This window comes from Streptomyces sp. NPDC001781 (genome assembly GCF_053596035.1).
Genome location: NZ_JBSFFI010000003.1, coordinates 49,993 through 69,112, shown reverse-complemented (window position 1 = coordinate 69,112; position 19,120 = coordinate 49,993). Strand labels below are relative to the sequence as shown.

14 protein-coding genes are annotated in these 19,120 nt (G+C 71.2%); 10 read left to right on the top strand and 4 right to left on the bottom strand.

All coding sequences use genetic code 11. The features are described from left to right. The first annotated feature begins 104 nt into the window (after window positions 1–104). Both ACWCV3_RS03410 and ACWCV3_RS03405 read left to right on the top strand, forming a co-directional pair. Complete coding sequence (locus ACWCV3_RS03410) at window positions 105–1,718, top strand: succinic semialdehyde dehydrogenase (protein WP_451217708.1); 1,614 nt, start codon at window positions 105–107, stop codon at window positions 1,716–1,718. Between the two features lie 57 nt (window positions 1,719–1,775). Further along, on the top strand, window positions 1,776–3,596 hold the full coding sequence (locus tag ACWCV3_RS03405; protein WP_451217705.1) for a GMC family oxidoreductase N-terminal domain-containing protein: 1,821 nt from the start codon (window positions 1,776–1,778) through the stop codon (window positions 3,594–3,596). Window positions 3,597–4,259: 663 nt separating this feature from the next. On the opposite strand, the gene ACWCV3_RS03400 is transcribed toward ACWCV3_RS03405, so the two are convergent. Together ACWCV3_RS03400 and ACWCV3_RS03395 are read right to left on the bottom strand one after the other, a co-directional pair. Continuing rightward, a complete protein-coding gene (locus ACWCV3_RS03400; RefSeq protein ID WP_451217702.1) occupies window positions 4,260–4,529 on the bottom strand; it encodes a chorismate mutase in 270 nt (89 codons plus the stop codon). 246 nt (window positions 4,530–4,775) lie between these two features. Beyond that, window positions 4,776–4,910 carry a hypothetical protein gene (locus ACWCV3_RS03395; RefSeq protein ID WP_451217699.1) on the bottom strand — a complete coding sequence of 45 codons (135 nt, stop codon included), beginning with the start codon at window positions 4,908–4,910 and terminating at the stop codon, window positions 4,776–4,778. Window positions 4,911–5,464: 554 nt separating this feature from the next. Here ACWCV3_RS03395 and ACWCV3_RS03390 point away from each other — a divergent pair. The 6 genes from ACWCV3_RS03390 to ACWCV3_RS03365 all read left to right on the top strand — a co-directional run bounded on the left by ACWCV3_RS03390 (window position 5,465) and on the right by ACWCV3_RS03365 (window position 14,914). After that, window positions 5,465–8,632 (top strand): RHS repeat-associated core domain-containing protein, encoded by a 3,168-nt coding sequence (locus ACWCV3_RS03390; RefSeq protein WP_451218225.1) that lies wholly within the window; start codon window positions 5,465–5,467, stop codon window positions 8,630–8,632. Between the two features lie 838 nt (window positions 8,633–9,470). Next, window positions 9,471–9,992 carry a hypothetical protein gene (locus tag ACWCV3_RS03385; protein ID WP_451217696.1) on the top strand — a complete coding sequence of 174 codons (522 nt, stop codon included), beginning with the start codon at window positions 9,471–9,473 and terminating at the stop codon, window positions 9,990–9,992. A 279-nt stretch (window positions 9,993–10,271) separates the two neighbouring features. After that, a complete protein-coding gene (gene guaA / locus ACWCV3_RS03380; RefSeq protein WP_451217693.1) occupies window positions 10,272–11,852 on the top strand; it encodes a glutamine-hydrolyzing GMP synthase in 1,581 nt (526 codons plus the stop codon). Between the two features lie 145 nt (window positions 11,853–11,997). Then, window positions 11,998–12,792 (top strand): class II aldolase/adducin family protein, encoded by a 795-nt coding sequence (locus ACWCV3_RS03375; RefSeq protein WP_451217690.1) that lies wholly within the window; start codon window positions 11,998–12,000, stop codon window positions 12,790–12,792. Window positions 12,793–12,985: 193 nt separating this feature from the next. Further along, entirely contained in the window at window positions 12,986–14,269 is a 1,284-nt protein-coding gene (locus tag ACWCV3_RS03370; RefSeq protein ID WP_451217688.1) for a hypothetical protein, read from the top strand. Between the two features lie 132 nt (window positions 14,270–14,401). After that, the gene (locus tag ACWCV3_RS03365) at window positions 14,402–14,914 is read left to right on the top strand and encodes a DoxX family protein (RefSeq protein WP_451217685.1); all 513 of its coding nucleotides are present in this window, start codon (window positions 14,402–14,404) and stop codon (window positions 14,912–14,914) included. Here ACWCV3_RS03365 and ACWCV3_RS03360 read toward each other — a convergent pair. Next, entirely contained in the window at window positions 14,905–15,186 is a 282-nt protein-coding gene (locus ACWCV3_RS03360; protein WP_451217683.1) for a hypothetical protein, read from the bottom strand. The two genes, ACWCV3_RS03365 and ACWCV3_RS03360, sit on opposite strands and share 10 nt — an antisense overlap. After that, window positions 15,173–16,816, bottom strand: coding sequence for a PspC domain-containing protein (locus ACWCV3_RS03355; RefSeq protein WP_451217681.1), 1,644 nt, complete (start codon window positions 16,814–16,816; stop codon window positions 15,173–15,175). Before ACWCV3_RS03355 ends, ACWCV3_RS03360 begins: the two co-directional genes overlap by 14 nt. Before the next feature lie 215 nt (window positions 16,817–17,031). Between ACWCV3_RS03355 and ACWCV3_RS03350 the strand changes: the two genes are divergently transcribed. Both ACWCV3_RS03350 and ACWCV3_RS03345 read left to right on the top strand, forming a co-directional pair. Next, a complete protein-coding gene (locus tag ACWCV3_RS03350) occupies window positions 17,032–18,324 on the top strand; it encodes an ATP-binding protein (RefSeq protein ID WP_451217678.1) in 1,293 nt (430 codons plus the stop codon). Continuing rightward, on the top strand, window positions 18,321–19,085 hold the full coding sequence (locus ACWCV3_RS03345) for a LuxR C-terminal-related transcriptional regulator (protein WP_451217675.1): 765 nt from the start codon (window positions 18,321–18,323) through the stop codon (window positions 19,083–19,085). Before ACWCV3_RS03350 ends, ACWCV3_RS03345 begins: the two co-directional genes overlap by 4 nt. The last annotated feature ends 35 nt before the right edge of the window (window positions 19,086–19,120 follow it).

Here is a 19,120-nt window from a genome sequence, read left to right as displayed (position 1 = left end):
TCAGCGCGTTTACCGCCAGTGATCACTGGCGGAATGTGTGCGGCCGGTGAAACCCCGTTACCGACGGGTACCGAAAGGACGGCCACCGGCATACCCTGCCGCTCATGACGGACTCGCAGGCCCCGGAAGTCACCGGCACCAACCCGATCGCCCCGGCCCCCGAGGGTGTGCGCACCGCCGCCGACGTGGTCACCCCCGAGCTGCTGGCGCAGCTCACCCGGGGCGTCACCGGTTCGGGCCGGACGAGCAACCACACCCCGCTCACCGGGACGAAGCTCGCCGACCTGCCCGAGTCCACCCCGGACGACGTCGCCGCCGCCTTCGAGGCCGCCCGCGCCGCCCAGCGGGCGTGGGAACGGACCCCGGTGCGCGAACGGGCCGCGGTGCTGCTGCGCTTCCACGACCTGGTGCTGGAGCGGCAGTCGGAGGTGCTGGACCTCATCCAGCTCGAGACCGGCAAGGCGCGGCTGCACGCGCACGAGGAGGTGCAGGCCGTCGTCGTCGCCGCCCGGCACTACGGCCGCCGCGCCCCCTCCTACCTGCGGCCCAGGCGGCACACCGGCGCCATGCCGACCCTGACCAAGGTGACCGAACTGCGGCACCCGCGCGGGGTCGTGGGCCAGATCGCCCCCTGGAACTACCCCCTCGAACTCTCCGTCGGCGACGCCCTGCCCGCCTTCGTCAGCGGCAACGCGGTCGTGATGAAGCCCGACACCGAGACCTGTCTGACCGCGCTGTGGGCCCGTGACCTGCTCGTCGAGGCCGGTCTGCCCACCGGGGTCTTCCAGGTGGTCATCGGTGAGGGCCCGGTGGTCGGCCCGGAGATCGTCCGGCACGCCGACTACGTCTCCTTCACCGGCTCCACCCGCACCGGCCGCGAGGTCGCCCAGGGCGCCGCCGCCCGGCTGATCGGCGTCTCCCTGGAACTCGGCGGCAAGAACGCCATGCTGGTCCTGGAGGACGCCGACATCGAGAAGGCCGCCGCCGGCGCCGTACGCGCCTGCTTCTCCTCGGCCGGCCAGCTCTGCATCTCCATCGAGCGGCTGTACGTCCACGAGTCCGTCGCCGACGCCTTCCTGGAGCGGTTCGTGGCCCGCACCAGGGCCATGCGGCTCGGCACCGCTCTCGCCTACGGTGCCGACATGGGCTCGCTGGCCGGGGAACGCCAGCTCAAGGCCGTCGAGGCGCACGTGACCGAGGCCGTCGCCAAGGGCGCCGAGGTGCTCGCGGGCGGGGTGGCCCGGCCCGACATCGGCCCGTACTTCTTCGAGCCGACCGTCCTCGGCGGTGTCGACGACACCATGTCCGTCTGCGCCGAGGAGACCTTCGGCCCCGTCGTCTCCGTCTACCGCGTCGGATCGGACGACGAGGCCGTGGAGCGCGCCAACGCGACTCCCTACGGCCTCAACGCCTCGGTGTGGACCGCCAGTCCGAAGCGGGGCCGGGAAGTGGCCGCCCGGCTGCGCACCGGAACGGTCAACGTCAACGAGGGGTACGCCCCCGCGTACGGCAGCGCCCAGTCCCCGATGGGCGGCATGAAGGACTCCGGTCTCGGCCGCCGCCACGGCTCCGAGGGCATCCTGAAGTACACCGAGGCCCAGACCGTCGCCCGTCAGCGGCTGCTGCCCATGGCACCCTCGCTCGGCATGGACGACGCCGCGTACGCGGCCTTCATGAGCCGCAGCCTGAAGGTGATGAAGGCGCTCCGCTTCCGCTGACGCCCTGCCCCCGGCCCGATCCGCCCGTTCCACCACCGTTCTCGACGAGGAGAGCACGTGCCGCAGGAGAAGACTGTCCCCACCCGGAACGAGGAAGGGCGCGACGACGGTTACGACTACGACGTGCTCGTGGTCGGCTCCGGCTTCGGCGGCTCGGTGACCGCCCTGCGCCTCACCGAGAAGGGCTACCGCGTCGGCGTCCTGGAGGCGGGCCGCCGCTTCACCCCGGCCACTCTGCCCCGCAACTCCTGGGACCTGCGCAACTACCTCTGGGCCCCGAAGCTCGGCCTGTACGGCATCCAGCGCATCCATCTGCTGGGCAACGTCATGGTCCTGGCCGGCGCGGGCGTCGGGGGCGGCTCCCTCAACTACGCCAACACGCTGTACGTACCGCCGAAGCCGTTCTTCGAGGACGCGCAGTGGCGGCACATCACCGACTGGCAGGACGAGCTGTCGCCCTACTACGACCAGGCCAGGCGGATGCTCGGGGTACGGCTGAACCCGACGACCACCCCCTCCGACACGCACCTGAAGGCGGCGGCGCAGCGGATGGGCGTCGGCGACACCTTCCACATGGCGCCGGTCGGTGTGTTCTTCGGGGACGGCGAGGACGCCGACGGCGCGGCCAGGGCGCGGCCCGGCGAGCAGGTCGCGGACCCGTACTTCGGCGGCGCGGGGCCCGCGCGGCGGGCGTGCACCGAGTGCGGCGAGTGCATGACCGGGTGCCGGCACGGCGCGAAGAACACCCTCAACGAGAACTACCTCTACCTCGCGGAGAAGGCGGGCGCGGTGGTGCACCCGCTGACCACCGTCGTCTCCGTCACCGACGACTCGCGCGGCGGCTACGCGGTCGCCACCCTGCCCACCGACCGCAAACGCACCGGCCAGGGGAGGCTGTTCACCGCCCGCCGGGTCGTCCTCGCGGCGGGCACCTACGGCACCCAGACCCTGCTGCACCGCATGAAGGCCAGCCACCTGCTGCCCCACCTCAGCCCCCGGCTCGGTGACCTCACCCGCACCAACTCCGAGGCCCTGGTCGGCGCCCAGACCGACGACCGGCGCTACCGCAAGGCGCACGGCGCGGAGAGGGTCGACTTCACACGCGGTGTGGCCATCACGTCCTCCGTCCACCCGGACGCCGACACCCACATCGAGCCGGTCCGCTACGGCCGGGGCTCGAACTCGATGGGCGGCCTCACCATCCTCCAGGTGCCCTACGCCGAAGGCTCCTCCCGCGTCCTCGGCTGGCTCGCGCACGCGGTCCGGCACCCGGTGCAGCTCCTCCGCTCGGTCTCCAACCGGCGCTGGTCGGAGCGGACCATCATCGGTCTGGTGATGCAGTCGCTGGACAACTCCCTGACGACGTATCTGAAGCCCGGCGGCGTCGGCAAGGGCCTGCTGACCGCCCGGCAGGGCCACGGCGCGCCCAACCCCACCCAGATCAGGGCCGCCACCGAGGCCGCCTCCGCCCTCGCCGCCGAGATCAACGGCTTCGCGGGCAGCAATGTCGGCGAACTGATGGGCACCCCGCTGACCGCGCACTTCCTCGGCGGCTGCCCCATCGGCGACTCCGCCCGGACGGGCGTGATCGACCCGTACCACCGGCTCTACGGGCACCCCGGCATCTCGGTGGTGGACGGAGCGGCGGTCTCGGCGAACCTGGGCGTGAACCCGTCGCTGACGATCACCGCGCAGGCCGAGCGGGCCATGGCGTACTGGCCGAACAAGGGCGAGGAGGACCCGCGGCCGGCGCCGGGGGCCGCCTACCAGCGGCTGGAAGCGGTGGCGCCGCGTACTCCCGCGGTCCCGGCGGACGCCTTCGGGGCGCTGCGGCTGCCGCTGCTGGCGGTGCCCGAGGTGCCGCGCAGGAAGGAGTGAGGGGGCGGGGCGGAAAAGAGACAGGGACCTGCGTCCCCCTCCGAACGCAGGTCCCCCGATTCCCACCGTCTTCTTGATCCGGTGCCTGGTTCGATCGTCGAGGACGCCCGGGGGTTGTACCGGCGGCCCGGATTCCGGTGTGGCGTCGATCACATCGGGGGGCGGGCATGACGAAGGGCCCCGCGGGACTCGGCCGCGGGGCCCTTGTCGCCGGCGCCGGCGTCAGGGACGCGCCGGTGCCGGGGAAGCGGCGCCGGGGGGTCGCGCCGCCCGTTTTGATGGTCCGCACCAGTGGCGGTGGTGGTGCGGTGAGGGTGCCGGGGATGCGCGGGGGACAAGGGGAGGATGCGCTGGGTGCCGCACGCCCTGAGGCGTCCGCGGCCGCCCGGTCCGGCACGGGTTCCTGTGTGCAGTTGTCCGCCGGACGGCCCCGGGCGTCCCCGGAGCCGGCCGTTCTCTTGGGTGACCGGGCTGCTGTCCCCTGCCGTCCGGTCACTGGTCCGGAGCGAGGTCCCACGGGGTACGGCACGACCCGTACCCCTCATCGCCCCGGCGAGCCACGCGTGGTTCTGTCGGGCCCGCCCCTGGCTGGCACGGACACGGGGCTCAACGAAGCGGTACGCGGGCCGGTCACGCGCCGTACGGGTGAGAGCGGTCCCGAACTCAGATGCGACCCCGGCACAGCTCCAGCAGGGTCATGGCGAGGGCGGTGCCGGGCCGGCCGAGCGCGTCCCGGTAGCGGCCCAGGATCTCCATCTCGCGGGACAGGCTCACCCGGCGGCCACCGGAGGCGATCCGGCTCTGCTGGACGACGGCGGAGACGGCCATCCGTTCCTGGACGAGGCCGATGATCCGGTCGTCGAGGGCGTCGATCCGCGTCCGGGCGTCGTCGATGGTCCGCTCGGGCTCAGTGTGCGGGGTGGCGGTGGTCATGTCGGGGCTCCTGGTGGCTGATGGCCGCCCCGGACCGGCAGGACCCGGAAAGACGACAGGCGCTCCGGGCCTTGTCGGCCCGGAGCGCCTGTCGGAAGTCGCTTGTTATGTGCTCAAGCGAGACGACCATGGCAGCCGGCGGGCCCGGTGCCATAGGTAAAGAGGAACGTCGTCTGGGTGAACACGGGGTCAGTATGCCACGACCACCGGTCACCCCGGACCGACTCCGACATCACCTGTTCAAGTTCAGTAGCCAGGCAACCACACGGCGAACGCCTCTGAAGCATTCACCAGCATCGCGACGTTGGCCGCCGACACCGCCCGCGACGTGAAAACCTTCAGCAGCGTCACTGGCGCCGCCGTGTGGGCTTCCACTGCCACGAGGGCAGCAAGCAGGGGAGTCCGAAAAGTCCTGGCTCTTGCGCACCCACAGCCCGGCGCAGACCAGGACCAGAATTCCTGCGGGCGCGTTGGTAAGCAGCACCCGCCCCGACTTGCAACTGCTCAGAAGTCCGGCCGCTTTCAGTCATTTGTACGCCGCATGTATCTGCTTCAGCATCGGCGCTCGGGAGGGACGATGCCCATGTCCATCCACATTTGATGTTGATTGGCTGCTTAAAGAGGAGCGGCGGATTCCTCCCCCGTGTGGATGAGCGGTTCGTGGGCACCTCCCGGACGTTTGTGTGATTCACGTGAAAGCGTCTGCGGGTCCGGTGGCCAGTGGGGCTGCCGGTATTTGTCTTCCCGTGGGGGGAATCATGCTTGAGCGTGCTTGGAGCGCGCCTTCTCGGCGTGCTCGGAGGAGATCACCGGTGGGGGCGCTGGCCGCGGTGACGGCCGCGGCACTGGCGGCGGCCGTCCTGCCGGCCACGGCAGCGGTCGCGGCGGGCGGCAAGCCCGCCTCGGCGTGGGGGAAAGGCGGCCCGCACTTCAAGATGCCGGCCGTGAAGGTCGGCGCGAACCGGCCGGTGAAGTCCAGGCCGTCGAAGGCGCCGAGCGACGCGGCGTATCTGCCCTGGCTGCGCGAGCAGCGCGCCCATGCGAAGGCCCCCGCGTCGGTGGCACAGGCGTCGGTGATGAACATCGTGCCGGAGGGCCAGGGCGATGTCCCCTGGCACCGTTCCACCAGCTTCGCCATCACCGACGCGCTGACGGCGAGGATCGACTACTCGACCGGCAACCTGATGCTGACGGCGACCGACTTCGACATCGCCGGGGTGGGTCAGCAACTGCGCCTGGCGCGGACGTACAACTCCCTGGACGCGCCCTACGGCCAGGTTTCCCAGCGGTGGTGGCAGCAGTACGAGCGTTATCTGTCGGTCTCCTCCAGCGAGGCGATCCTCTACGACGCCTCGGGCGCGACCGTCCGCTTCAAGAAGAACACCGACGGCACCTTCACCACGCCGACGGGTTACTCGCAAGACCTCAAGAAGAACACCGACGGCACCTACACGCTGAACAAGTGGAAGTCGGGCGCCAAGGAGACCTACGACGCGAGCGGCAAACTCACCAAGGTCACCGACCGCAACCACGGCACGCTCACAGTCACCCAGCACACCGGCGGCGGATTCAAGCTCACCGAGACCCGCTCGGGACGCTGGATCGACCTGACCAAGGCCGGCGCCACCCTCTGGCAGGCCAAGGACAGCACCGGCCGCACCGCCTCCTACGCCCTGGACGCCGCCGGCAACCTCACCGGCACCACGGACACCGAGGGCAAGACAGTCACCTTCGGCTATGACTCCTCGAACCGCATCAGCAAGATCACGACGGCCCAGGGGCGGGTCACGGTGTTCAGCTACGACGACGTCAACCGGGTCACCTCCATGCTGCGGGCCACCGGCTTCAACGGCTCCGGCGACACCGGCCCGACCTGGACATACTCCTACAGCGCGGCGTCGGCCACGGCCGCGGGCACCACGACGGCCAAGGACCCCGAACTCCACGCCACCGCCTACAAGCACGACGGCGACGGCCAGGTCACCGACGTCACCGACGCCCTCCAGCACAAGCGGTCCACCAAGTTCGACGCCAACCACAACATCGACACCGCCACCGACGCCATGGGCTCCGGCACCACTCCGGGCAACGTCACCGACTACGGCTTCAACTCCCGCAACAACCTGGAGACCGCGAAGACGCCCACCGGCGCCCTCACGACGAACCACTGGCAGACCATCGCCGGCGGCGACCACCCCTCCGACTCCACCAACGCCGACGGCGAGAAGACCACCTTCGGCTACGACAGCGTCGGCAACACCACCTCCGTCGCCCAGACCGGCACCGACGGCGGCAACGTCACCTACGACTACAACCCCGCCACGCCGACCTGCGGCGGCTTCGAGGGCCAGCGCTGCTCCGCGAAGACGAAGATGACGTCGTCGAAGACCGTGACGACCGGCTTCCACTACGACGCCCAGGGCAACCTGGACCGCGTCACGCCGCCGGCCCCGCTGGACAAGACGACGTACACCTACGACGCTCTGGGCCGCACCAAGACCGTCACCGACGCCCGCGGCGTCACCGTCACGTACGCCTACGACAACCGTGACCGCATCCGCACGGTGGACTCCACCAACCACATGCAGGTGACCTACACATACGACGGTGACGGCAACCTCACTCAGCGCACCGACGCCACCGGCACCATCGGCTACGAGTTCGACCCGCTGCAGCGTGAGACCGTCCGTCACCTCCAGGACGGCTCGCAGACCCTGCTCGCCTACACCCCGGCCGGCAATGTCGACTACTACCAGGACCCGGCCGGCAAGACCGACTACACCTGGAACGAGACCAACAAGCTCAAGCAGCTCACCGACCCGCAGGGCCGCAGCACCACGTACGACTACAACAACAACGACGTGCGCAAGACCACCACATACCCCGGTGGCACGGTGCAGAAGGTCGACGTCGACAACTCCGGCCGTCCCAAGGCCATCAAGGTGACCTCCGACCAGGGCACCCTGGTCGACCTGGCCTACACCTACGGATACGGCACCAACGGCGCCACCGACGGCAGCAAGATCCGCACCCAGACCGACAACGTCACCGGCCTGAAGCGCAGTTACACCTATGACGGAGCTGGCCGCTTCTCCTACGCCAAGGAGGAGAAGGCCGGCAGCGTCACCGACTCCTGGCAGTACTGCTACGACCTCGCCGGGAACCTCACCAGCCAGGGCACCGACCCCGGCTGCCCGCGCGGCACCACCTACACCTACAACGACGCCCAGGAAGTCACCGGCAAGTCCGGCAGCACCGGCACCTGGTCCTACGACCAGATCGGCAACGAGACCGCCGCCGACTCCACCAGCGACTACACCCGCACCGCCGAGACCTGGACCGACCACTCCCAGATGTCGTCGATCACCGTCAACGGCAAGGCGTACGCGGGCCAGTACGGCTCCACCGACCAGAGCGAACGCGTCAAGCTCGGCGACACCCTCTTCCACAACGGCCCCCTCGGCCTGTCCGCGAAGACCACCGCCGGAACCGACATGGGCTTCAACCGGGAACCCGGGGGCACCCTCAACTCCATGACGACCGGGGGCAAGAGCTACTACTACCTCACCGACGCACTCGGCTCGGTGATCGGCCTCGCCGACATCGACGGCAACAAGGTCGACAGCTACACCTACAGCCCCCGCGGCGTCCGCATCCTGGCCCAGTCCACCGAACCGGTGGCCCAGCCCTACCGCTTCGCCGGCAACTACCAGGACCCCACCGGCCTCTACCACCTCCAGGCCCGCTACTACGACGCCAACCTCGGCCGCTTCACCCAGCCCGACCCCTCCGGCCAGGAACAGAACCCCTACCTCTACGCCGAGGGCGACCCGGTCAACCGCATCGACCCCAATGGCCTACTCAGCCTGGGCGGCATCGGGGACGGACTCGGCATCGGGACCATCCTCTACGAAGGATTCACCGGCGGAACGGGAGCGGCCGAGAAGGCAACCGCAGGCATGATCGCCGACATCGGCATCACAGGTCTCTGCGAAGCTGGAGCCGCGGCGTTTACCGGACCGGGTGCCGTCCCCGCCTTGCCTTTCTGCATGGCTATCGGCGCGGCCGCAGGCGGCTACATAGGCGCCACCTACAAAAGCTGACGGATCAATCTCGGGTTTTGGAGTCGGTACTGCCCTGGGCCAGCACCCCGAACTATCGAACGGAGAGAATGAGATGATCAGACCAGGAAGAGGGGCTCAGATCCTGCTCTTCGGCACGCTGGCTCTTGTCTGCGGTGCACTTCTTCTGGGCATCTCTTCCGGCGGTCCGGCAGGAGCACTCGGATGGCTGCTCATTGCGGGGGGTGCCCTCTGTCTGCCTGCGGGGCTGATCAGCAGGAAGAAGGGGCGAGATTGATGTGGTCTCTTTCTGCCCCGCCGTCGCTGCAGGATGGACGATCAGCGCTCTTCTTCACCCTCGGATTCATCGTGCTGGTAGGGGTCGCTCTGTTCTTCTTTGGCAAGAAGAACCGGTGAGATCTCTCCGAGGCATAGCGCAATTGCCACCAGCGCGGCCAACTCAGAGGTACTCGCATACCAAGACACGTAACGCGGGAGCGAGCGATGTACGCGGCGCTTCGGTTGGGAACTGCTAGCCGAAGCGCCGCTGCGAGTGGACCGCCTCCCATCCGGGACTCGCAACGTGGAGTTTCAGCAGTGTGACCGGGGGCGGCGAGCAAGAGGCGGAGCCGGTCGCACCTGTGCACCTGGTCCCTGGAACATCATCCAGGACGCCGTTGGGACTCGGTCGGCGTCACCTGCCAGAACGCCTCCTGCGTGGCCGCCAGGCACCCCCCTGCCTCGCCGACGCCGCCCACGCTCTGCACGCCCGGCCGGCTGGACAACCCCCGACGCCCCGCCGGCCGTCCAGCACCCTGCCGATGACGAGTGCGTCGCTGCGCTCGTCATCGACTGCCCCGAGGCGCCAGCCGCGCCTCTGGTGTGGTCGGCGCTTCGGGATGGCGTTCGACCTCTCGTCGCCACCCTCTCGCTCGACGACGGCGGCCGCGGCGATCGGCACGCCGGAGAGGATTTCCGTGCACTCGGGATCGAGCTGGGCGAGCGCACCGACCAGGACCTCAAGGGCGACGGCCACGTCCTCCACTGCCGTCAGTGCTCCAGTCAGACGGGCCGGCGGCGCCGGCCCAGCATGCATGCCGCCCCCGTCGCCGCCGCAGCCCGTGACAGACGCCAGGCTGCGCAGTGCAGTCCTGGAGCAGATCGGCTCCTCACCGACGCGCTGGAACGAGCAGCCGTCGACGGATCGGTGCCCGGCCTGGTTTCGGCGCTGGAGCGGGTGACCTTCGAAGCCTGTGCCGATGTCGGTTTCCGGCTGTTCCTCAGAGCCATGAAGGCGTACTTCGTGCCGATCGACGAGGACCGCTGTGACGCGTTCACCGCGCTCGGAGAGCGTTTCGGTTATCCGGAGTTCCTCGTGGACGACAACCTCAACGTCGGCTAGGTCCGACCGGTCCGACGGTCGCCACGCAGGCCCCTCGGGGACAGAGCCGTACCGGCCCCTGTCCCGGAGGGGCCTTCCGCGTCCCGCACGGGTCGCGCCACCACATCCGACCGGTCGATGCCGGAGGCCGGTCACCCACCGGGGCGTATCCAGATCACCAGACGCCGCGATCCCCACCTGTCCCTCCCGTCCCCGAAGACGGCCATCTGGAAGGGGGCCGGCGCCCACCCCGTTAGAATCGGTCATACAGACCCCCGCCCCACCGCCGGAAGGCACCCCGTGTCATCAGCGACCCAGTCTGCCGCCGCCCCCGACACCGTCCTGGTCGTCGACTTCGGCGCGCAGTACGCTCAGCTCATCGCCCGTCGCGTCCGCGAGGCGCGGGTCTACAGCGAGATCGTGCCCAGCACCATGCCGGTGGCCGAGATGCTCGCCAAGAACCCCGCGGCGATCATCCTCTCCGGAGGCCCCTCCTCGGTCTACGAGGAGAACGCCCCGCAGATCGACGGCGCCCTCTTCGAGGCCGGCGTCCCCGTCTTCGGCATGTGCTACGGCTTCCAGCTCATGGCCCGGACCCTCGGCGGCACCGTCGACAACAGCGGCGCCCGTGAGTACGGCCGCACCGGCCTGCACGTCTCCATGTCCGGCTCCACCCTGTTCGAGGGCACCCCGGACGAGCAGCCCGTGTGGATGTCCCACGGCGACGCCTGCTCCGCCGCCCCCGAGGGCTTCACCGTCACCGCCTCCACCGACGTGGTCCCGGTCGCCGCCTTCGAGAACGACGAGAAGAAGCTCTACGGCGTCCAGTACCACCCCGAGGTCATGCACTCCACGCACGGCCAGCAGGTGCTGGAGCACTTCCTGTACCGGGGCGCGGGCCTGACCCCCTCCTGGACCACGGGCAACGTCATCGAGGAGCAGGTCGCCGCGATCCGCGAGCAGGTCGGCGACAAGCGCGCCATCTGCGGCCTGTCCGGCGGCGTGGACTCCGCCGTCGCGGCGGCCCTGGTGCAGAAGGCCATCGGCTCCCAGCTCACCTGCGTCTACGTCGACCACGGCCTGATGCGCAAGGGCGAGACCGAGCAGGTCGAGAAGGACTTCGTCGCCGCCACCGGCGTCCAGCTCAAGGTGGTCGACGCCGAGGAGCGCTTCCTCAAGGCGCTCGCCGGGGTCTCGGACCCCGAGGAGAAGCGGAAGATCATCGGGCGCGAGTTCATCCGTGTCTTCGAGCAGGCCCAGGCCGAGATCATCGCGGACGAGGGTCCGGCCGTGGAGTTCCTGGTCCAGGGCACCCTGTACCCGGACGTGGTCGAGTCCGGCGGCGGCACCGGCACCGCCAACATCAAGTCGCACCACAACGTCGGCGGCCTGCCCGAGGACCTCGAGTTCCAGCTCATCGAGCCGCTGCGCAAGCTGTTCAAGGATGAGGTCCGCATGGTGGGCCAGGAGCTCGGCCTGCCCGAGGAGATCGTCCAGCGCCAGCCCTTCCCCGGTCCGGGCCTCGGCATCCGCATCGTCGGCGACGTCACCAAGGAGCGCCTGGACCTGCTGCGCGAGGCGGACGCCATCGCCCGCGAGGAGCTGACCGCCGCCGGTCTGGACCGCGAGATCTGGCAGTGCCCGGTCGTGCTGCTCGCCGACGTCCGCTCGGTGGGCGTCCAGGGCGACGGCCGCACCTACGGCCACCCGATCGTGCTGCGCCCGGTCTCCTCCGAGGACGCCATGACCGCCGACTGGTCCCGGCTGCCCTACGACGTGCTGGCGAAGATCTCCACCCGGATCACCAACGAGGTCCGCGACGTCAACCGCGTCGTCGTCGACGTGACCTCCAAGCCGCCGGGCACCATCGAGTGGGAGTGACCCCGGTGCCGGCCCGCTGACCGGCACCACCCGAGGTGGAACGGCTCCGGCCGTTCCACCTCTTTTTCGTCACTCGACCTCTGTCGGTACCCCGCCACCCGACGGTAACTTCCGGTCCGTAAAGCACCCCAGCGCTGGAGGACCCATGCACCGCCCCATCCCTCCCCCGCCGCTGCCCACCGACAAGCTGCGGTTCGCCATGCCGCCCATGCACGAGTCGGTCGACGAGGAACGCCGCCACCGCAAGGAACGTCTCGCGGGCGCCCTGCGCCTCTTCGGGCGGGCGGGGTTCGAGGACGGCGTGTCGGGCCACATCACCGCCCGCGACCCGGAGTTCAGCGACTGCTTCTGGGTCAACCCGTTCGGGATGCCCTTCAAGCACGTCACCGTGAGCGACCTGGTCCTGGCCAACCAGGACGGCCAGGTCGTCGAAGGCGGCTACCACGTCAACCAGGCAGCCTTCACCGTCCACGCGGCGGTCCACGCCGCCCGCCCGGACGTCGTCGCCGTCGCCCACTGCCACTCCACGCACGGCCGCGCGCTCGCCTCGCTCGGCGAGGTCCCCGACCCCATCACCCAGGAGAGCTGCGCCTTCTACGAGGACACCGCGCTCTACGACGCCTACACCGGAGTCACCGTCGACGCCGAGGAGGGCCGCCGCATCGCCTCCGTGCTCGGTTCCAGCAAGGCGCTGGTACTGCGCAACCACGGCCTGCTCACGGTCGGCGACTCGGTCGACGCGGCCGCCTGGTGGTTCATGTCCATGGAACGCTCCTGCCAGGTCCAGCTCACCGCGGAGGCCGCCGGGCGCCCCGTCCTCATCGAGCACCGGCAGGCCGTCGCCACCCGCGAACAACTCGGCGGCGACCTCGTGGCCTGGATCAACTACCAGCCCCTGTGGCAGGACATCAGCCGCAGCGAACCCGACCTGCTGAGCTGAGCGTCCCGCACGGGCGTGCGACGGGGTCAGCAGGATGGGCGGTCCTTTCCGCCCAGCGCGGACCGGCGGACCCGAGGTGCCCGAGGTAGGGCACAATTCGCGGTGTCCACAGGGGAGTTGCTCGGCCATAGCGCGCACTGTGCGTGACGGCCGTATTCCGGGTTCTCGGGTAGCGGGGAAGGCGGCGTCGGTCGTGGCGGTGCAGGAGGCGAGGCAGGGCACGGCGGACGGCGCGGGGGCCCACGGAGGTGGCTGTGCGTGCGGGGACTGCCCGCACGGGGCGCGCGAGGGGCACCGGCGCGCCCTCGCCGCCTTCCGGCAGGGCCGGGACGAGTTCGCCGCCGGGCGCGGGCTGCCCCCGGCCGTGGCCCACTCCGCCTCGGCGTCCCGGCAGTGGATCTCCGCCGAACTCGCCCAGCGCGCCGATGCGGTCGCCGAACGAGGCCGCGCCGAGGGCGACGCCTGGCTCGCCGGCCTGCGGGCCCGCACCGCCTTCCTGGCCTGGGGCGCCGTGGTGATCCTGCTGCTCGCCCAGGCCCTCACCGCGATCGGCGCGGGCTGGAGCAGCGCCCGCACCGCCGGACTGCTCGCCGCGGTCGCCGTCGCGGCCGCGCTGACCCTCGCCGGCTTCCTCCACCGGGCGCGCGGCGGGGCGCTCGCCCCGATGATCGGCGAGGACAACCGGATGTCCACCTCCCGCACGGTCGCCGCCTGCTGGGTGCTGTTCGTCGCCTACGCCGTCCTGCTGCTCGCGGGCCGCCTCGCCGCCGCCTCGAACCCCGCCGAACGCGACTCCCTCCTCGCCGGTCTCGACCTCGCGCGCGGCGCCGGTGTGGTGACCGTCCTCGCCGTGGTGTGCGGCATCGCCGTCCTGGTGCGCCGCGTGGTCGGCCTGCGCGTGGTCGGCCAGCGGCTCCAGAAGGTCCCGGCGCACCGCCCGCGCGCCGCCGACCTGCTCACCGACGACGCGGGCCGGGGTGCCTTCGCCGACATCCAGTACGTCGCCATCAGCGCCGTCGCCCTGGTCTTCGCCGCCGTCCGCCTCGGCCGCCGCCCGGACCAGCTCCCCGACCTGCCCTGGGGCCTGGCGGTGCTGGTGCTGATCTCGGCGGCCACCTACCTGGCGGGCAAGTACGCCGAGGGCGGCCGTCCGGTGGTGCTCTCCGTGGTCCGCGCCCGCGAGCCCGGCGACCTGGACGGGCCGATCCGCACCGGCGACGACATCGAGATCCGCGGCACCGGGTTCGTCCCGCCCGGCGCCCAGGGCGCCGACCGCCTCGCCCGCATGGTCGTCCGCATCGGCGCGGTCGACGTCCACGTGCCCCTCGTCCCTGTCGCCGGGGGCTTCAGCAACCCCACCGACAGCGTCCTCACCGTCCCGGTCCCGGTCGAGGTGGAGCCCGGCGCGGTGGAGGTGCAGGTGGTGACCGCGGCGGGGCTGGCCACCAACCGGTACCCCATCGAGGTGACGGACTGACCACCCGTACGCCGCACCGATATCCGGAAAATCGTCCGGAGAGGATTGAACCGGCCCTCTCCGTCATACGTATCGTCGGGGGAGAGGTCCGGGACGGCGGGCGAGAGGCGGCTGGCAGTGATGACTCACGGTATGCGGACGGACACGCGCGCCTCCCATTTCGACGGGGACCATGACTGGCGGGCCACCGCCACCCGTTACGCCCTCCTCCCGCTCCGTATCTTCCTCGGCGTCACCTTCGTCTACGCCGGTCTGGACAAGCTCACCGACAGCGCTTTCATGAAGGCCGCCGGCCCCGGTTCGCTCGGCGACACCATGCGCGGGGTCCGGGACTCCTCCGCCATCCCGGCCCTTGTCGACCTGGCCCTCAAGAGCCCGGTCGGCTTCGGCCACGCCATCGCCTTCGGCGAGCTGGCCGTGGGCATCGGCATCCTGATCGGCCTCCTCGGCCGGCTGGCCGCCCTCGGCGGTGCGCTGATCTCGCTGAGCCTCTGGCTGACCGTGAGCTGGGCCTCCAGCCCGTACTACTACGGCAACGACCTCGCCTACCTGATGGCGTGGCTGCCACTCGTCCTGGCGGGGACCCCCTACCTCTCCGTCGACGCCTCCCTGCGCGACCGCCGCCGACGCCGGTCCTACCGCTGACGGCCTTCGTCCGGAGCATGCCGGGCCCCGCTCTGCGGGACGGACCGGGCCGGGCGTTCGGCCGGCCCGTCCTCCGCGCCGTTCCTCGCGCGTACGGCGCGAGTGAGGGCGGTGGTCACGCCCGCCAGGAACAGGCCGCCGACGGCCAGGGGGATCGCCGTGAACCACGGGATCTCCCACAGCCCCCGCACGTCCCCCAGGTAGAGGGCGCCCGCGACGGTCAGGCAGACCCCGCCGACCAGCCGGCCGGGCTGGAACTCATGACGCAGCACGGCTGACCTCCACCTGCCCGATGCCCACATGCAGATCTATCCGCAGCACACCGGCCTCCTCGGTCCCCTTGGCCGGCGCCAGATTCGACGTCTCGTGCCGATCCGGCCGCACGTCCACGTCCTTGCTGTCGTCGCCGGGCAACCGGATGTCGCCCACCCCCACGTCGATGCTCAGCACCGCCGCCGCGTCCGCCGGGACGATCACACGCAGTCGGCCCGCTCCCAGTTCCGCCCTGGTGGTGACGGTCTGGTCCTTGGCCGGACGCACCTCCGCCAGGTCGAGGGTGGCGGAGCCGGACCCCAGTTCGTAGACCGGCCGGACGTCGGCGGTGGCCGCCGGCCGCCATGCCGTCTGCCGCCAGTGCGAGGTGACATCGCCGGGCAGCAGGGCGCTTCCGGCCAGCAGCAGCGCCGTCACCAGGGCCAGGAAGGCGGACCCGCCTCCCGTGCGCCCCAGGAAGGCGCTGACGGCTATGCCCAGTCCGAACACCACCAGCGCGCAGGCCAGACCGGTCTGCAGGCTGGTGGCCAGCGGGCGGGTCTCCCAGTCCCTGCTGCCGCCCAGACAGCCCGCCAGCAGGGCGAGCAGGAACACCCACCCGCTGATCCAGCGCGGTCCCCGGGGCCTGGTGCGCCTGTCGGCCGGTGTGCGCCCGGCGAGCGAGTGGGGCCAGGGGAGCTGCATGACGAACTCGATGGGCGGGGAGGGCGAGACGTGCTGCTCGTAGGCGTCACTCGGGCCCCAGAAGTAGCCGGTGCCGCCGACATGGGTGCCGTCCTTGACGATCGGATCCCGCCACCACGAGGGTCCGCTGTAGTAGACCGGCGGTGCCTGGGTCTCCGGCGGCGCGTCGGCCGCCGCCTGAGCGGCTATGGGGTGGCCCCTGGGCGACTTCGGCTCGTCGCTCGGGGACGGGGCCGGGTCGGTGGTGGAGCGGTGCCGCGACCAGTAACCGGCACCGGCCAGCAGCAGGGAGAGCACCACGGCGAAGGTCAGCACCCCGCCGTTGCGCAGGGTGGTCAGGATGACTCCGCAGCCGACCAGGGCGAACAGGACGGCGGCCAGGGCCTGTCCGTCTACCCGGCCGGTCAGCAGCCTGCGTACCTCGTTCTCCTCCTCGTCGTCGGACGGGACGAGGAGCCAGGCGAAGCCGTAGAAGACCAGACCGATGCCGCCGGTCGCGGCCAGCACGGCCAGGGTGATGCGGAAGACCACCGGGTCCATGTCCGTGTGCCGGCCGAGGCCCGCGCACACGCCCGCGATCATCTTGTGCCGGCGGTCGCGGCGCAAGCGGGCGGGCATCCCGGCGGTGCCGGGGCGGTGCCCCGCCGGGACGCCCGCTCCTCCCGCGTTCCCCGGGCCCCGGGACGCCGAGTCCGGCGCCACCGGGTCCCCAGGCCCCGGTCCGTTCGCTGCCGAGTCCTTCCCTCCCGTGTCCCTCACCGCTCCACCCCCCTCTCTGCGCGCCCCGCTCTCCGCAGGCGTCTCCCGTGTCCCCGTGGCGTCCGCCCGGTCCGGCCCCGACCGCTCCGCCGCGGCGGGCTCGGCATCCGTCGGCCCGGTGCCCGAGGCCGGGCACGGGCCGGTGCCGGGTCCCGGACCCGTCGCGGCAAGCTCGTGATCCGTCATGTGTCCATGGTGACGGGCCGGGAGCCGTGTGGGCAGTCGGGTCGACCCTGGTCGAACCCTGAAATCGCCCCCGACACGAGCGGGGGAGATGTTCGACGCCGGGCAGCGGACCCGGCCCGCCCCGCCCGACCCGGGGGAACCCCGGTGAAGATCAGGGGAGTCTCGGGGGAGGACCCTGATGCCCCGGTCCCGGCCCTCGTGTGACCATCGTTGCCATGCCGGAAGCCGCAGCACCCCCACTCGAGGACCCGCGGCCGCCGCGCAAGCTCTACCGCAGCGGTGACGGCCGCTGGCTGGGCGGAGTGGCGCGGGGGCTCGCCGGGCATCTCGGGCTGCCCGTGGTGTGGGTGCGGCTGGCCTTCGTCGGCCTGCTCATGGCGAACGGACTCGGCGCGCTGCTGTACGCCGCGTTCTGGTTCTTCGTCCCGCTCGGTGTCGGCGGGGTGGGCGGTCACAGGCCGGCCTCGCTGGTGGGCACCGAGACCTCGCCGGAGGGACGCCGCAGACTCGTCGCCCGCAAGCCGGACAAGGGGCAGATGCTCGCGCTGCTCCTCATGGTCATCGTGTCCATCGTCTTCCTGGGCAGCGTCAACCTCACCAACACGGCCAAGGCCTATCTCGTGCCGGTGGTGCTGGTCGCGGCCGGTGTCGCCCTGGTCTGGCGGCAGGCTGACAACGCCCGCCGGGCCCGCTGGGTCGAGGTCGGCGGCCGTCGGCGCACGCTCACCCTGCTCCGGGCGGCCGTGGGCGTGCTGCTGGTCACCGCCGGGGTCTCCGCGATCTTCGTGATGCAGGTGTCCGCCGCCCACCTGGGCGGGGTGCTGGAGGCGGCGCTCGCCGTGCTCGTCGGCATCACCCTGCTCGCCGGCCCCTATCTCGTGCGCGTGACGCAGGACCTGTCCGAGGAACGCCTGATGCGCATCCGCGCCCAGGAGCGGGCCGAGGTCGCCGCGCACGTCCACGACTCGGTACTGCACACCCTCACCCTGATACAGCGCAACGCGGACAACGCCGGGGAGGTGCGCCGTCTGGCCCGTGCGCAGGAGCGGGACCTGCGCACCTGGCTGTACAAGCCGGAGGGCACCGGCAAGGACGAGGCCGACGAGCCGGACACGGTCGCGGAGGCGGTGCGCCGCAACGCGGCCGAGGTGGAGGACAAGCACGGGGTCCCCATAGAGGTCGTGGTGGTGGGCGACTGCGCGCTGGACGACCGGACGGCCGCGCAGATGCAGGCCGCGCGCGAAGCGATGGTGAACGCCGCCAAGTACGGTGGCGAGGGCGGTGCCGTGCAGGTCTACGCGGAGGTCGAGGACCGTACGGTCTTCGTGTCCGTCCGCGACCGGGGTCCGGGCTTCGACCTCGACTCCATACCCGCCGACCGCATGGGGGTCAGGGAGTCGATCATCGGGCGCATGGAGCGCAACGGCGGCACGGCACGGCTGCGGCCGGTGCCGGACGGCGGCACGGAAGTCGAGCTGGAGATGGAGAGGGCGGAGAAGACGGCATGAGCGACGCGACCGAGGAGAACGGCACGGCGGGGGCGGCGGAGGCGGCCGATCCCGGACGCGGCACGGCAGGAGCGGCGGCGGACACCGGGGGCGGGATCGGGCGCCATGTACGCGTGGTGCTGGTGGACGACCACCGCATGTTCCGTACCGGCGTGCAGGCGGAGATCGGGCAGACCGCCCGGACCGGGGTCGAGGTGGTCGGTGAGGCGCCCGACGTCGACCAGGCGGTCGCGGTCATCACCAGGACCAGGCCCGAGGTGGTCCTGCTCGACGTCCATCTGCCCGGCGGGGGCGGGGTCGAGGTGCTCCGGCGCAGCGCTGCCCTGATGGCGGACCCCGAGCAGCCGGTGCGCTTCCTCGCCCTCTCCGTGTCCGACGCGGCGGAGGACGTGATCGGGGTGATCCGGGGCGGGGCGCGGGGTTATGTCACCAAGACCATCACCGGGTCCGACCTGATCGACTCGATCTTCCGGGTGCAGGAGGGCGACGCGGTCTTCTCGCCGCGGCTGGCCGGGTTCGTGCTGGACGCCTTCGCCTCCACCGACGCCCCACCGGTCGACGAGGACCTCGACCGTCTCACCCAGCGCGAGCGTGAGGTGCTGCGGCTGATCGCGCGCGGCTACGCCTACAAGGAGATCGGCAAGCAGCTCTTCATCTCGGTGAAGACGGTCGAGTCCCATGTCTCCGCGGTGCTGCGCAAACTCCAGCTCTCCAACCGGCACGAGCTGACCCGCTGGGCCACGGCCCGCCGGCTGGTCTGACGCGGCACCGGGCCCGGACCCCGGCCCGGTATCGC

What these genes read in the sequence shown, in the direction of transcription:
- ACWCV3_RS03375 (WP_451217690.1), top strand. Translation starts at nt 11,998, where the DNA reads ATGCACCGCCCCATCCCTCCCCCGCCGCTGCCCACCGACAAGCTGCGG.
- ACWCV3_RS03390 (WP_451218225.1), top strand. Translation starts at nt 5,465, where the DNA reads ATGCCGGCCGTGAAGGTCGGCGCGAACCGGCCGGTGAAGTCCAGGCCG.
- ACWCV3_RS03355 (WP_451217681.1), bottom strand. Translation starts at nt 16,816, where the DNA reads ATGACGGATCACGAGCTTGCCGCGACGGGTCCGGGACCCGGCACCGGC.
- ACWCV3_RS03410 (WP_451217708.1), top strand. Translation starts at nt 105, where the DNA reads ATGACGGACTCGCAGGCCCCGGAAGTCACCGGCACCAACCCGATCGCC.
- ACWCV3_RS03345 (WP_451217675.1), top strand. Translation starts at nt 18,321, where the DNA reads ATGAGCGACGCGACCGAGGAGAACGGCACGGCGGGGGCGGCGGAGGCG.
- ACWCV3_RS03350 (WP_451217678.1), top strand. Translation starts at nt 17,032, where the DNA reads ATGCCGGAAGCCGCAGCACCCCCACTCGAGGACCCGCGGCCGCCGCGC.
- ACWCV3_RS03365 (WP_451217685.1), top strand. Translation starts at nt 14,402, where the DNA reads ATGCGGACGGACACGCGCGCCTCCCATTTCGACGGGGACCATGACTGG.
- ACWCV3_RS03400 (WP_451217702.1), bottom strand. Translation starts at nt 4,529, where the DNA reads ATGACCACCGCCACCCCGCACACTGAGCCCGAGCGGACCATCGACGAC.